Source organism: Flavobacterium sp. MAHUQ-57 (assembly GCF_051908335.1).
Taxonomy (GTDB): Bacteria; Bacteroidota; Bacteroidia; order Flavobacteriales; family Flavobacteriaceae; genus Flavobacterium.
In genome coordinates, this window is the sequence record NZ_JBPZTE010000007.1 from 1109589 (window position 1) to 1124525 (window position 14937).

Genomic DNA, 14937 nt, shown 5'->3' on the forward strand with positions numbered 1-14937 from the left:
TAGCCTGTTTTATTGAATTTTATTTTAAGAAAGTGATTACAACACGTCTGTTTTGTGCTTTTCCAGACTCTGAATTATTATCCGCAACCGGCTCGTTTGAACCCTTACCATCAATCATTTGGAAACGATTTTCAGGAATACCTTTTTGTTTCAGATAATCCACCACAGCTTGTGCTCTACCTTTTGATAAAGATAAATTACTTTCCGGCTTACCTACGTTATCTGTATGTCCAACAATAGTCAATTTAGAATTTTCCGCTTGGATTAACAAGTTGTAGATTTTTTCCAAATCTCTAGTAGAGTTGTTTTGAATATTAGTACTACCCGATGAGAAGTTGATTTTCCATTCACCAGAAGCCATAATTTCAGTAGATTGTTTTGAATAATCTGCTTTATCTGCTGAAGTTGATTCGATATCGTTGATATTTTTTAAGAAGAATAAGTTTACTGCATCTTCATAAGCTACTACACCACCCACGTTTTCATTGAAGTTGAATGGGTTCAATTCTGTTAAATAACCCGATACTTGATTATAAACCGATTTGTATCTGTTTACACCATCAGACATACCGAAGTATTGCATTGCATCAGCATAGTTGAATACTTTCGATCCACCCATGTTGTAAGTTAATCCGTTTTTAGTTCCTTGTTGTCCTTTGAACATTTTGTACCAGTATTCTGCATTTTCGATTTGGTACGTATCCGCAACTGCTTCAGAAGCTCTCACTTTCCAATCCTCATAGTTTTTCATTTGGTTGGAAGCTGTCAAAGCCGATTTCAAAATATTTGTAACGATTTCCGGGTTTTTAGTTGCCCATTCTTTTACACCAATTAAAACCGTTGGCATTTGGTTATTGAATTCTTTTGTAGAAACGATATCTACGAAACCTGACAATTTATCAAAAACTGTTTTATCACCAGGCGTCCAAGTTGCACAACCATCGATTTTACGGTTCACCGTTTTACCTGTTAATTTTCCGTTATTTACTTCTTTCAAAGTAACTGTCCATCCAGTGGTTTGCGATTTGATCAACTCTTCAGCTGATTTCATGTAATCGTCATTTTCAGAAGGGTAGATATTTACGGCTTCTGCATCATATGTTGTTGGATCCGGATTTACTTTCAAACCGTTAGCGAAAGCGTAATTAACAGTTGTTACCCAGTCACCGTCTCCTAATACAGCTGAAATAACTGAACCTTTCATTGATTTTGGATCTGATTTCCAGCTTGGTGGTCCGATTAATTTATCTTCACCATAACTCATACCGATTGCTCCCATTACCTGAACATGGTATTTATCTTTTCCGTATTTTTCGTCTAACGATTTTTGAACAGAACTGATATAGAACGGTGCACCGTCACCCATGATCATAACAGCAAAAGCACTTTTATCTGAAGAAGGGAATTCTTGTCCTTTGTCGAATTCTTCAATAAATTTCATTTGCATATTGCGAAGTTCTGACAACCAGTCTTGACGGATGATTTGTAGGTTCACTCCGTTTTTCTCCATTAATGAACCCTTAGTTGTTTTAGGTCCGCCATTAGAAACGATAATACCTGATTGACCGTTCCATGCGTATCCGGCGATACGAACTAAAGGTTTATCAGCAACTGCTGTGGATACTTCTTTTGAAGGAAGTTCAATTTTTTCAGCATTAGTAACGTTATTCACATCGGTAGAATTCAATTCCATTCCACCTAATTGTTTAGAAACGGCAGTTTTAATTCCAGGAGAAATAAAATAGATTCCACCAAGAACTCCTCCAATACCTACAGCTACAATCAATAACTCAGAAAGAGTTGTCAATTTAGCCATTCTTAAAATTTTTCCCATTTTTATAAATTTTGTTTTACGTGTGTTTATTAAAATATATCGCCAAATCCTCCGGCGTTTTGTTTGTCTTCTTTTGACATTTTATAATTCGGACTTGTATATTTGGTAGAGTCCGGAATTGTATTATCTCCTGTTTTAATTTTGTCTGCCAACGAATCCAATCGTGTGTACAACTCATCATTATCAACCGAATATTGTGATGTTAACGAATCGATGTCAATTAAATTTTCAGATGTTCTGGCAATATCCTGAGCGATAGTCGACGTTACCACTTCTAGAGCATATTCCAGTTCCCAGTCTTTAGTAAACATCATGGCGTTTTTGGCACTTTCTGTAGCTGCTTTGGCATTCTTAGCAAACTCATATTCTTTTCGCAACATGGTAATTGTAGTGTCAAAATCGGCAATTTTGATATCAATAGCTGTTCCGGCAAGTGTTAGTTTTCTGTCCATTTTTCCAAGAACATTCGCTCTAACCCCATACTTTTGAATGAAGGTTTTGCTTTGTTCGTACTGATTCGAAACACGTTGTGAATCACTTAATTTTTTAGCCAATTCACTTTGAAGCGCTACATATTCATCAGTATCTTTAGCTCCGATTCCGTGTTGCTTCACCATTTCATCCATCGCAGATTTTAATTTTTCCGCTTGGCGTTGTAAGCTTAATACTTGTTCTTGAAAATCTTTTGCTTCCTTCTCAGATTTACCAGCTTCAATTTCCATTTCGTTTTTCAAACCTTTAAGCTTGGCTTTTGTGTTTTTAAAAACTTCACGATTTTTGATCATTTTTTGCTTTTGTTCTTCCAATTCATTGAACGGGTTGCTGTGGATTAGTGCTTTGTGAAGATTTTTAGCTGAAAAACGCAGTGCTTTCATGATTACAGGAAACATAATTACCAAGAAAATCAAGAAAATTCCGGTGGCCGACAAAGCAATCGCTTGACCTAGCATGGTGAACAATGGCGGAATGATATAAGTCCAAGTCAAATAACCTCCAATACCAAGTAATCCAAGTGCTATTACCCAAAATAATGATTTTTCTCCTTTTTTTAGTGCATCCGTTTTTAATGCAATTTCCCCTTTTGTTTCGTCAAAGTGCTTAAGAATAGGCAACTCTAATAAAGTGCTCTTTTCCTGTTCGAATTTATTCATCTTATAAATACTGGTTTACTCCTGTTAAAACTGTGTTGATTGAATCAACTATTCTTTGTTTTGCCAAATTATTGGCTTCAATTTTCAATTCAATTTCAGAAAAATCTTCTTGGTTTACTAAATCTACTTTTTCCAATTCAATTTTCTTTTGATTCAATTCTTGTTGCAATTGTGCAATTTTCTGTTCCAAATCGGAAACTGCTTTTGAAAGTGTGTTTTTTTCTTGAGTGATTTTGTTATTCAAATCACTTTTTTTGGCATTACCGGTAGCATCGTATTTTTGGTGTACTTTATCAATTTCAGTCAGATAATGTTTTGCCTTTTCGACAAGTAATTCTTTACTTAAACTTGGATTAAGTGATTTACCCATGGCAAATGCCATTTGATAACTTTGTGGATTGGTTACCCCAACTGCCGATACTGATTTATACAATTCGAAAAAATCAAAACCTTCATGATTCAATCCTTCAAATCCTTTTTGATATACTTCCAAAATTTCATTTAAAAAAGGATTGTTGGAATTGGATGGAATATTTACGGGTGCGTTGACTTCCGGAAATTTGTTTACTGGTATTACGGTTTGAGGTTCTTGGCTTGAAGATTCAGATTTGCCAGTCTCTTCATTTATAAAAAGACTCTTCCAATTAAAACTCTCTTTTGACATGTACTTTGGTTTTTGTTTACATCATTTATACGTAAGCTCTTAAAAAAAGTTACTATAACTCCCAATAAAAATATAAAAAGTTTTAGAATTACGAGCTTAATTGCTCAGAATTAATGATTTTCAGGAAATGATAGCCTCTGGGAACAAATCCTTGATTGTAATAAAATTTATGAGCTGTAAAATTTTCAACATAGGCATCGAGTACTATCATGGTACTTCCCAATTCATGAGCTAGAGCGTCAATATAATCTGTCATTAATTTTCCGATGCCATTTTTACGATAATCGGGGTGCACAACAAAGTTATCGATTTCCAAATAAGGTCCAGACCAAAGTTTGACTCCTTTCCAAAAACCGGTAATTCCTACGCATTTTTCACCGTCAAAAACTGCCAATTGTTTATAATTATGAGGTATCATTTGTGATAAATACTGTCTGTATTTTTCCAATGTCATTTTGGGATATAAAAAATGGATGGCTTCAATTTGAGCCAACATTTCTTCTATAGTGGTGAGTTCTCTAAGTTCCATATAGTATCTGTTAATGTCTATAAAATTACATTACTTTTGCAAAAAATAATACCATGAATTTAAAAAGCTTTTTCTTTTTTGCTTTGTTGACTGTAAACGCTTATTCGCAGACCGGCTCTTACCAAACCAAAAAAGTTGACAATAAAATTTCTAAATTTAACTTACAATTCAACGACGAATATTCGTGGTTGGAAAATCTGGAATCGGAAGACGTTAAAAGTTGGGTAGCTTATCAAAGTGGTTATTCTGCAGGCTATTACGCAACAATTAAAAAAAAGGTTTCAACTTTAGAAACCATTAAATTGTATAATTCCAATTCAACGGGAACTTTACCAATGCGAGCAGGTAGGTATTTCTACAAATACATGACTGTAGACAGAAAAAAAGCGCCTTCATTATTTATGTTTAAAACGATTCAAGATGAGCCGTTTGAAATCATCAATCCAACTAAGATTTATACCTCTAAAAATGTAAACATTGAAGATTTTTATCCTTCCAAAAACTCAAATTATATTGCTTACAGTATTCGAATCAATGGAAGTGACAAACTAGAGATTCGTTTTAACGATTTAAATCTACGTAAACCCATTAAAGATTCATTGCTTAATGTTAAGTTTTCAACTGTAGCATGGAATAAAGATTTAGGTGTTTTCTATAAGCAAAATTCAAATCAAACAAAATTTGCCAAAGACTCAACTTTCAAACTATATTACCATAGATTGAATACACCTCAAAAAGCAGATGAACTATTATTTGATACAAGCGACAGTAAAAATCATATCTCTTTTTTTACAACTAGAACAAAACTGTTTGTGATTGAGAAAAACTTCAATTACACCAAAACCAATTTCTATTACAGTGATTTGACCAACGATAAATTTGAACTTATCAAATTTTATGAAAACAATGATGATACATTTAATTTCATCAATTACCATAATGGAAGAATTTATTACTCTTCCAATAAATTCAATTGGGGCGAAGTAAGGTCATTTGATTTGAAAAATAAAGAAGATGACAAACAAATTATTCCTCAATTCTACAATCATTTACTTGTAAATAATTATTTTACAGATGATTATATTATTTGTAAATACAAAACTCTCGGTAAAATCTATCTTTCAATTTATGACTATTCAGGTAAATTCGTCAAGAAAATTGAAGTTCCTTTAGCCATGAACATCAATTTTCAGAATTACGATGAAAAAACTAACGAAATTTATTTTGGCGTTTCTTCGTATACAATACCCAATAGAAACTTTAAAGTAAGTTTAAATAATGGTGAGCCTGAACAAGTATTTACATCCGTTAATAGACAAAGGCCAACCGTTTTCCCATTAGATCATTTTGAAACGAAATGTATCACTTATAAAAACAGAGATAACATTGATATTCCAATAACCCTACTTTACAAAAAAGGAACAATACTGAATGGTGAAAATCCATGTTTACTAGAAGCCTATGGAGGTTTTGGAATAATCAGTGGACCAAGATATGATAATGGGCTTTTGCACTTTGTAGACAAAGGCGGTATTTATGCTTTTGCAGAAATTAGAGGTGGTGGAGAAAAAGGACCCGATTGGCATAAAAAAGGAAGTGGTATCAATAAAATAAATTGTCTGAATGATTTTATAGATGCTTCTGAATTTTTGATAAAGGAAAAATATACCAATTCAGAAAAATTGGCGATAACTGGAGGATCACATGGGGGTTTGGTTGTTGGCTATGCACTGACCGAAAGACCTGATTTGTACAAATTGGCATTGCCCAAAGTGGGTGTATTTGATGTAATTAATAAACACAAGTATACAGTGGGTGTATATAATACGATAGAATATGGCAACCCAGAGATAGAGGAAGAATACAAAGCAATTTTTAATTATTCGCCTTTAAATAAAATTAAAAATGAGGTCAACTATCCAACAACTATTGTGTTTACTGCGGACAATGATGATAGGGTACCTCCCTTTCAATCCTATAAATTTTATGCTTCGCTAAAGAACAGAGAAGCTCAAAAAAATAAAATCTTATTGGTTGTGAGGAAAGATTTAGGTCATTACGGTGGTAATACTTATGAGAAATATGTACGCGAACAAGCGGAGTTTTATGATTATCTCTTATACTTCTTGATGAAATAATACTAAAAAAAATAGCTGGTAATTTATTATTACCAGCTATTTTTAAATAATTCAATAGAAAAAGCACTATTAATTCAAAACATTATGTCTGCTTTTAAGTTTTGTTCTTTCAAAATCAGCCATTAATCTTTTTGCATCATTGATGATATTATTCCCATCTTTCTTATCATAATCATTTGCAATCAAACCTTCACCTTCAGCGATTGCTTTCTCTGGCATATCCAAATATAAATAAATCTTTCCAAGGTTGTAATACGCAGAATATCTAATCTTTCTACTCCCCTTGTCATCACCAGTATATTTAGTTTTTAAAGAATCAAAATACTCAATTAATGGTTGAATATTAGTTTTAATATCATCCAAAGGCATATTAGGATTCATGGTGTTAAAAATAGTTCTAACAGCGTCAACGGCTTCTTTTTGAATTTTACCTTCTTCATCCTCAGAATCTATAATCCAAAGATTATCAGAAATTGTTAGAGGTGTGTAACCGTATTTATTGTTTATAAATTCATTTGCACCATTTAAAACATCATTTGAAAACTTTAATGCGTAAGTTCTAAATAAATCCCCTTTACTTAAATTGTAATTTTTAACAATTTCATTAGAAGAGTGTTTCACTTGATCCGACTTATACTGGTACGAATACCCAAAACTCCTTTTCAAAGTGCTTTTATTGTTTGAGTCTGAATCATCTAATTTAGCGGCACCATCACTTACTTTTTGCAAAAAGCGATTTACTTTCGATTCTGTTTTGGTTTCTTGTTTTGGAGCTTCTACCTCACCGGATTTAATACCTTCAGTATAACAAACTGCACTTCCGGAATAATCTGCGACAAGTTGATATAAATTATATCTATCTGTAACTTTTCCATCCTTATCTTTATTTTCAACAACCTCTGTATTCACTTTTGAACCCTGTTGGTTGTACTCGTTTAAATTAAGAGAAACCTTTAGATTAGGACTATCATCAACTTTTTTCCAACCAAAAATTTGAAGTTGGCTATTCAAAACTGATCCGTCAACATTAGCGCTTCTTAATGATAATGCTGTACTTACGTATGTAGAATACGTCATATTTTCGAGTGGAACAAAAATCTCAGGTAATTTTTGATAGCTAACACGGAAGGAATATCTATCAAGGTCAACTTTTGGTGGTTTAACCTTTTGAGCAAAACTCATCGTAACAATGAATAAAGTGAAAATTGTAATTCTAAATTTCATTACGTTTTAATGTTTAGGATTGAAAAAATAAAATAAAAAAAAAGCCTCAAATCATGAGGCTCATTGATACTATAGTACAATAGTATTAACCATTTAAAGCCTCAGCTCCACCTACAATTTCTAAGATTTCCCCAGTAATTGCAGCCTGACGCGCTTTATTGTATGTTAATTTCAATTGATTTCTTAATTCTGTAGCGTTATCTGTTGCTTTGTGCATTGCCGTCATACGAGCACCATGTTCAGCAGCAAATGAATCGCGAATGGCTTTATACAATTGTGTTTTCAATGATTTTGGAATCAAAGTCATCACAATTTCCTCCTTAGAAGGTTCAAAGATATAATCTCCAGCTACTGCCGTACCTTTTTCAATTGGAGCCAATGGTAAAAACTGTTCTGCTTTCACGATTTGTGTGGCAGCGTTTTTAAATTGGTTGTATACTAATTCAACACGATCGTATTCTCCAGAAATGAATTTATCTGTAAGTAATGCAGCAACTGTAGCAGCATTATCAAACGTTAAATTGTCAAAAATAGCACTTTGGTTTTCAACAATAGTATGTGTCTTTTTAAGAACATCGTTACCTTTTTTCCCAATAGCCAACACATCCACTTGAATACCTTTGTATTTTTCGGTGATCGTTTTGATTTCTTTAATCACGTTAGTATTAAAGGCACCACACAATCCTCTGTTCGAGGTGATAGCAACCAATAGTACTTTTTTTACTTCTCTTTGCGTAGTATAGTCTCCTCCTACTTCGCCTTCCAAAGTAGCCGAAAGATTTTGCAATAATTCGGTTAATTTTTCAGCGTAAGGACGCATTGCTGTAATGGCATCTTGTGCCTTTTTAAGCTTTGCAGCAGAAACCATTTTCATCGCAGATGTAATTTGCATCGTTGATGAAACGGAAGTAATTCTATTACGGATTTCCTTTAAATTCGCCATTTCTTATCAGTAAATAATGATTGGCAAGTAGTGATTGTTTTGGTTCAATCACTACTTACTCTTCACTAAATTATTAGTTATATTTTGCAGAAACTTCTTTCGCTACTTTTTCGATAACATCAGTAATGTTGTCATCTAATTTTCCAGCTTTTAAAGCGTCTAATGTATCTCTGTGTTTTGCATTCAAGAATTCTAAGAAATCTTTCTCGAACTCTTTCACTTTATTTACAGGAACATTTCTCAATAAATTTTTAGAACCAGCATAGATAATAGCTACCTGATCTTCTACAGTAAACGGAGAGTTTAATCCTTGTTTCAAGATTTCTACGTTACGTTTACCTTTTTCGATTACGTTTAATGTAGCAGCATCTAAGTCAGAACCAAATTTCGCGAAAGCTTCTAATTCACGGAATTGCGCTTGGTCTAATTTTAAAGTACCTGATACTTTTTTCATCGATTTGATTTGTGCATTACCTCCAACACGCGATACAGAAATACCTACGTTGATTGCCGGACGTACACCAGAGTTGAATAAATCAGACTCTAAGAAGATTTGTCCGTCAGTAATCGAAATTACGTTAGTTGGAATATAGGCAGAAACGTCACCTGCTTGCGTTTCGATGATTGGTAAAGCTGTTAATGAACCACCACCTTTAACGATTGGTTTCAATGACTCAGGTAAGTCGTTCATGTTTTTAGCGATATCGTCATCGGCGATTACTTTAGCAGCACGCTCTAATAAACGAGAGTGTAAGTAGAAAACGTCTCCAGGATAAGCTTCACGTCCTGGTGGTCTTCTTAATAATAATGACACCTCACGGTAAGCCACAGCTTGTTTTGATAAATCATCATAAACGATTAAAGCAGGACGACCAGTGTCACGGAAATATTCACCAATTGCAGCACCTGCCATTGGAGCATAAACTTGCATTGGAGCTGGATCAGATGCATTAGCTGCAACAATCACAGTATAAGCCATTGCTCCTTTTTCTTCTAATGTTTTAGCGATAGCTGCCACAGTTGAAGCTTTTTGTCCAATAGCTACATAAATACAGAATACTGGTTTACCAGCATCGAAAAATTCTTTTTGATTAAGGATAGTATCCAAACAAACAGTTGATTTACCTGTTTGACGGTCACCAATTACCAACTCACGTTGTCCACGACCAACAGGGATCATTGCATCTACTGCTTTGATACCAGTTTGTAATGGTTCAGTTACTGGCTGACGGAAAATTACTCCTGGTGCTTTACGCTCTAGAGGCATTTCGTATAAGTCACCACCGATAGGACCTTTACCATCGATTGGTTGACCTAATGTGTTTACTACACGACCTACCATTTGCTCACCTACTTTAAGAGAAGCAATACGTTGTGTTCTTTTAGCAGTTGAACCTTCTTTTAAACCTGTAGATGGGCCTAATAATACCACACCAACATTGTCTTCTTCAAGATTCAAAACGATACCTTCCATACCGTTATCAAATTCTACTAACTCACCGTATTGTACATTTGATAGTCCGTAAATACGAGCAATACCATCTCCTACTTGAAGTACTGTTCCTACTTCTTCTAGCGTAGCACCAGATTCAAAACCTGATAATTGCTTTTTTAAGATTGCTGAAATTTCAGCAGGTTTAATATCCGCCATAATTATATAAATAATTAATTACTTAATTCTCTTTTTAAAACTTGTAATCTATTAGCAACTGAAGCGTTGTATTGCTTGTCGCCTATTCTTAAAATAAATCCCCCAATAATAGATGGATCAATTGTATTTTCAATGGTTACTTTTTTGTTTGAAAACTCATTGATTTTAGCCAAAACTTTCGCTTCCAATTCTGGAGTCATAGCAACAGCTGTAGTTACTTTAGCAACTTCAACACCATTAGCTTCATCAAACAGTTTGTTGTATTCAACAGCAATTGATTCTAAGATTTCGAATCTTTTGTTTTCAAACAACAAGTGAAATAAACTTTTAGTTACACCATTTACAGAAGCGAATACCTCTAATAATGCACTATTTTTTACTTCATTTCTTAAAGTTGGGTTTACGATAAAATCTTGTAATTCTTTACTTTCTTTAATCGTATTCGCAATTAAAGTCATGTCTTGACTCACCTCAGTAGCAACGCTTTTTGAGTGAGCTAAGTCTAAAATTGCTTTCGCATAGCGAATGGCTGCTCTTGTACCTGACATGCTTGAATTAGTTTAATTTTACATCACCTAACAATTTCTCAACTAATTTTACTTGAGCTTCTTTGTTAGACAATTCGTCTTTTAATAATTTTTCAGCGATTTCCAATGAAAGTGAAGATACGTGAGATTTCAATTCAGCCATAGCTGCATTTTTCTCACCTTCGATAGAAGCTTTGGCTTGTTCGATCATTTTTTGACCTTGTACTTGCGCTTCTTCTTTTGCATCAGCAATCATTTTTTCTTTAATCTCACGAGCTTCTTTCAACAATGTGTCACGCTCTAAACGTGCTTCCTGTAAAATACGCTCATTATTAGCTTGTAATTCACGCATTTCTTTCTTAGCATTTTCAGCCGAAAGCAAAGCATCCTTAATACCTTCTTCTCTTTCATTAACTGCGTCCAAAATTGGTTTCCACGCAAACTTTTTTAATAAAAGTAAAAGACCTACAAATAATAAAACTTGCATTAAGAATAGACCTAACGAAAATTGTCCTAATAATTCTTCCATTATATTTTTTATTAAGTAAATTAAATTTTAAAAAGTACAGTTGCAACCAACCGTTGCAACTGTATTTAGCTTTTTTGATTATCTTACTGCGAATAAAGCAGCGAAACCAATACCTTCGATAAGAGCTGCAGCGATAAGCATAGCAGTTTGGATTTTACCTGAAGCTTCTGGTTGACGAGCGATAGCGTCCATAGCTGAACCACCGATTCTACCGATACCTAATGCTGCTCCGATAACGATCAAACCAGCTCCTACAATGTTTGGAATAGTCATAATGTATATATTAAATTAATTAAACATTCAAATTTTAATGATGATCCTCATCATGATGATGTTCTTCGTTAGCCGCTCCAAAATAAAGAGCAGACAACATCGTGAAAATATATGCTTGTAATAAGGCAACTAAAATTTCAAGTAACGAAAGTACAAAAGCTAAGAAGAAAGATAAAGTACTTCCTACCATATTATTGAAAGTATACATTAATGCAATAATACTCATCAATACTACGTGACCTGCCAAAATATTTGCATACAAACGAATTGTTAATGAAAACGGCTTAATGATTGTTCCCAATAATTCGATTGGAGCCAAAATAATTTTCATTGGAACTGGCACTCCTGGCATCCAGAAAATGTGTCCCCAGTAATTTTTATTTGCTGTAAAAGTTGTAATCAAATACGTTAAGATAGCCAATGCAGCCGTAATTGCAATGTTTCCAGTAACGTTCACACCTAGCGGAGTCAATCCGAAGATATTTAAAAACCACACAAAGAAAAATACTGTCAACAAGAATGGCATGTATTTTTTGTATTTCTTCTCTCCGATGTTCGGAATCGCAATTTCATCACGAATATAAATAATGATAGGTTCAAAGAATCTTCCAACTCCAGAAGGAATACCATTATTCTTTTTGTAAGATTTTGCTAAACTTGAAAACAATAACAACAATAGAATACCTGTTACTAAAATCATGAAAACGTTTTTAGTTATAGATAAATCCAAAGGCTTCACATTTGTTGGATGGTGTTTTTCATCCATATTGATTGTACCGTTAGCATCTGTTTTAAAAATCTGTCCGTGTACAATTTTATAATAGTTACCATTATTCTCGGCAACTTTAGTTTCGTGTTCAAATTTAGACGATGAGAAAATTTGAAAACCATTATCCCATAAAATTACAGGCAACGAAAAACCAATATGTTTTTCATGTCCTGATTCTTTACCGTAAGAGAAAAAGGTAAAGTCATGAGAATCCAAAAGGTGATGCTGGATGTATTCCGCTCTTTCCTCTTCAGGGGTTAATGCTTTTTCTTCATGTGTTGCAGCCGCATGAGTAGAATCATGAGCAACAGCATGTGTTTCGTGTTTTTCTTGCGTAGTTACGTGGGTAGAATCAGTTGTAGGATTGGCTAAAACTGCCGAAGCAAATAGCCCTACTAATGCTGATAATATTAATGATACCGGTTTTTTTGTAATCACCATAAAAACTATAATGCTAGTGTTTAAATTTGGTGCAAAGGTACATTTTTTATTAATATCCGAAACGTTTAAATTATTTTTTTTATTTAAGATCGTTTTTAGGGCTTTTTGAAGGCTTTTTTGAAGGCTTTTCCCTTAAAAATCAAGAGTTTTAGTCATAGTTATCAACAATTTTTAGGCTTTTTTATTTGCTAAAACCCTGTATTTCAGCGGTAAAAGCGGTTATTTCGTCGATATAAGCGCAATGAAATTGTTAATAACTTATTTTTTCCTATTTTAGCAGGCTCCTTAAATCTGTAAAATATGAGAAAAACTTTACTTGTTTTCTTTCTCTTTTCCTATTCCATAACTACTTATTCTCAATGTTGGTCTGAAATATCCACCGGGGGTATACATACTATAGGAATAAGAGATGGTGGTACATTATGGTCTTGGGGAAGAAATAACTCAGGGCAGTTAGGTACTGGCCAAAATTCTTCAACGATCAATTTACTACCTAAACAAATCGGAACGGAATCCAATTGGCTAAAAATTTCAGCTGGAAATGCTCATAATTTGGCAATAAAAGCCAACGGAACGTTGTGGGCATGGGGTAGAAATTCAGATGGTCAAGTAGGCATAGGATCCAATGCGTCCACTTTTAATACACCACAACAAATTGGAACGGATACAGATTGGGCTTTCATATCTGCTGGAGATGAATTTTCTTTGGCCATAAAAACCAACGGAACACTTTGGGCTTGGGGAGATAATGCTTTTGGGCAATTAGGAGATACTTCTACTGACGATAGAAATTCCCCGGTACAAATTGGAACCGCAACTAATTGGGCATCAGTATCGGCCGGAACACAACATGCATTAGGTTTAAAAGTTAATGGAGAATTGTGGGCTTGGGGAACTAATAACACAGCAAGATTCAGTACAACGCTACCTGCATTTTCTTATGTACCGATTCAAATGGGAACCGATACCGATTGGTCAAAAGTAGTTGCATCGCGAGATCATGGTGCGGCGTTGAAAACCAATGGCACATTTTGGACATGGGGTTCGAATGCAACTGGACAATTGGGTGATGGAACAACTGTAGATAAAACTACCCCTATCAACATAGCTTCTCTCAATGGTGCCATAAAAATAGCAAAAGGGCATCAACATACTTTGGTAATTAAAAATGACGGAACGATTTGGTCGTGGGGAGGCAATGCTTCGGGTCAGTTAGGAATTGGTACGCCACTATCACCTGCTCCTTCACCAACACTAAATCCAACTCAAGAAAACACCTTTAACAATACGTGGATATATATCGATTCAAAAATCACACATACTGCGGCTATCCGAAGTGATGGTACTCTATATACTTGGGGTGCCAATTTATGGGGACAATTAGGAGATAATTCACAAACTGCCAAAAGCGCTCCGGTAAACGTTTCGTGTCCAACATTAGCGACCGATGATTTTGTTTCAGCAGAAGATTTTTCTGTGTATCCTAATCCGGTGAGTTCGATTTTGCGTTTAAAAAACAACCAAAACTTGACTATTTCAACTTTACGCGTTTTGGACTTATCCGGTAAAATACTGTTAAACACCAACAATGGTCAAGAAATAGCTATTGATCCTTTATCTTCAGGTATCTATATTCTGCAAATCACAACTGATAATCAATTGTACCAAGTGAAGTTTATTAAAAACTAGTCCGATTGAGTCTTTGTGCGGTAAAGAAAGTTTCTAAACCAAGATATAGTACAAACAGTCCATAGAAATTCCATTTTTCAATTGCATTCCCAGAATCTAAAATGAAATATGAACCTATGACATAAATAAGGCAGACTTTTATAGAAGTGATCAATAAAAAAGTCATGCCGACCACATCTTTATTTTTTTTAAAAACAACGTTAAGAATTATCATAATAATCAAAGAGAATACCAACATAATTGCATGTATGATTTCTAGGTTGATTTGAAAAGAAGCGGTATCTACATTCAGTATTTTAAAAAGAATTTTTTGAACTGTATAGACTACTAATCCAATACTACTAATTTGAACAATCACTTTATTATCTGACAACATTGTATTACTCTCCAATTCTATTCACTTGTTTGATAACGTTATACAACGCAATAAAAACTCCTACAACCGTTAACAATTGACTATAATAAATTTTTTCACTCGGATGATTGACGTCAAGCCATTCTCCAAGTTTAAAGAATAAAAAAATAATCAACCCCATTTGGATGGGAATATTAATTAATCCCAACCATTTGTTCAT

At 34.1% G+C, this 14937-nt stretch carries 15 protein-coding genes; 2 read left to right on the top strand and 13 right to left on the bottom strand.

What is annotated here, in order from left to right; genetic code table 11:
• Window positions 1-19: 19 nt before the first annotated feature.
• From ACS8MM_RS13075 to ACS8MM_RS13090, 4 genes are all read right to left on the bottom strand, one after another.
• Window positions 20-1834 (bottom strand): OmpA family protein, encoded by a 1815-nt coding sequence (locus tag ACS8MM_RS13075; protein ID WP_379717641.1) that lies wholly within the window; start codon window positions 1832-1834, stop codon window positions 20-22.
• 29 nt (window positions 1835-1863) lie between these two features.
• Window positions 1864-2985 carry a hypothetical protein gene (locus ACS8MM_RS13080; RefSeq protein ID WP_379717643.1) on the bottom strand — a complete coding sequence of 374 codons (1122 nt, stop codon included), beginning with the start codon at window positions 2983-2985 and terminating at the stop codon, window positions 1864-1866.
• Between the two features lies 1 nt (window position 2986).
• Window positions 2987-3649 (bottom strand): hypothetical protein, encoded by a 663-nt coding sequence (locus ACS8MM_RS13085; protein ID WP_379717645.1) that lies wholly within the window; start codon window positions 3647-3649, stop codon window positions 2987-2989.
• 88 nt (window positions 3650-3737) lie between these two features.
• The gene (locus ACS8MM_RS13090) at window positions 3738-4178 is read right to left on the bottom strand and encodes a GNAT family N-acetyltransferase (protein ID WP_379717647.1); all 441 of its coding nucleotides are present in this window, start codon (window positions 4176-4178) and stop codon (window positions 3738-3740) included.
• A 53-nt stretch (window positions 4179-4231) separates the two neighbouring features.
• Here ACS8MM_RS13090 and ACS8MM_RS13095 point away from each other — a divergent pair, with 53 nt between their 5' ends.
• Window positions 4232-6316 carry a prolyl oligopeptidase family serine peptidase gene (locus ACS8MM_RS13095; protein WP_379717649.1) on the top strand — a complete coding sequence of 695 codons (2085 nt, stop codon included), beginning with the start codon at window positions 4232-4234 and terminating at the stop codon, window positions 6314-6316.
• A 69-nt stretch (window positions 6317-6385) separates the two neighbouring features.
• Here the strand turns inward: ACS8MM_RS13095 and ACS8MM_RS13100 are convergent, their stop codons facing one another.
• The 7 genes from ACS8MM_RS13100 to atpB all read right to left on the bottom strand — a co-directional run bounded on the left by ACS8MM_RS13100 (window position 6386) and on the right by atpB (window position 12673).
• Window positions 6386-7540 (bottom strand): hypothetical protein, encoded by a 1155-nt coding sequence (locus tag ACS8MM_RS13100; RefSeq protein WP_379717651.1) that lies wholly within the window; start codon window positions 7538-7540, stop codon window positions 6386-6388.
• Between the two features lie 85 nt (window positions 7541-7625).
• A complete protein-coding gene (atpG, locus tag ACS8MM_RS13105) occupies window positions 7626-8483 on the bottom strand; it encodes an ATP synthase F1 subunit gamma (RefSeq protein ID WP_379717653.1) in 858 nt (285 codons plus the stop codon).
• A 73-nt stretch (window positions 8484-8556) separates the two neighbouring features.
• On the bottom strand, window positions 8557-10134 hold the full coding sequence (atpA, locus tag ACS8MM_RS13110; RefSeq protein WP_379717655.1) for a F0F1 ATP synthase subunit alpha: 1578 nt from the start codon (window positions 10132-10134) through the stop codon (window positions 8557-8559).
• 14 nt (window positions 10135-10148) lie between these two features.
• The gene (gene atpH, locus ACS8MM_RS13115) at window positions 10149-10682 is read right to left on the bottom strand and encodes an ATP synthase F1 subunit delta (protein ID WP_379717657.1); all 534 of its coding nucleotides are present in this window, start codon (window positions 10680-10682) and stop codon (window positions 10149-10151) included.
• A gap of 7 nt (window positions 10683-10689) precedes the next feature.
• On the bottom strand, window positions 10690-11190 hold the full coding sequence (locus tag ACS8MM_RS13120; protein WP_379717659.1) for a F0F1 ATP synthase subunit B: 501 nt from the start codon (window positions 11188-11190) through the stop codon (window positions 10690-10692).
• Between the two features lie 78 nt (window positions 11191-11268).
• Window positions 11269-11463: an ATP synthase F0 subunit C gene (atpE, locus tag ACS8MM_RS13125; protein ID WP_379717661.1), complete on the bottom strand. Its 195-nt coding sequence runs from the start codon at window positions 11461-11463 to the stop codon at window positions 11269-11271.
• 34 nt (window positions 11464-11497) lie between these two features.
• Window positions 11498-12673, bottom strand: a complete 1176-nt coding sequence (gene atpB / locus ACS8MM_RS13130; protein WP_379717663.1) for a F0F1 ATP synthase subunit A — start codon at window positions 12671-12673, stop codon at window positions 11498-11500.
• Between the two features lie 300 nt (window positions 12674-12973).
• Between atpB and ACS8MM_RS13135 the strand changes: the two genes are divergently transcribed.
• Complete coding sequence (locus tag ACS8MM_RS13135; RefSeq protein ID WP_379717665.1) at window positions 12974-14362, top strand: RCC1 domain-containing protein; 1389 nt, start codon at window positions 12974-12976, stop codon at window positions 14360-14362.
• On the opposite strand, the gene ACS8MM_RS13140 is transcribed toward ACS8MM_RS13135, so the two are convergent.
• Together ACS8MM_RS13140 and ACS8MM_RS13145 are read right to left on the bottom strand one after the other, a co-directional pair.
• Entirely contained in the window at window positions 14352-14753 is a 402-nt protein-coding gene (locus tag ACS8MM_RS13140; protein ID WP_379717667.1) for a hypothetical protein, read from the bottom strand. The two genes, ACS8MM_RS13135 and ACS8MM_RS13140, sit on opposite strands and share 11 nt — an antisense overlap.
• Window positions 14743-14937, bottom strand: coding sequence for an AtpZ/AtpI family protein (locus ACS8MM_RS13145; RefSeq protein WP_379717669.1), 195 nt, complete (start codon window positions 14935-14937; stop codon window positions 14743-14745). Before ACS8MM_RS13145 ends, ACS8MM_RS13140 begins: the two co-directional genes overlap by 11 nt.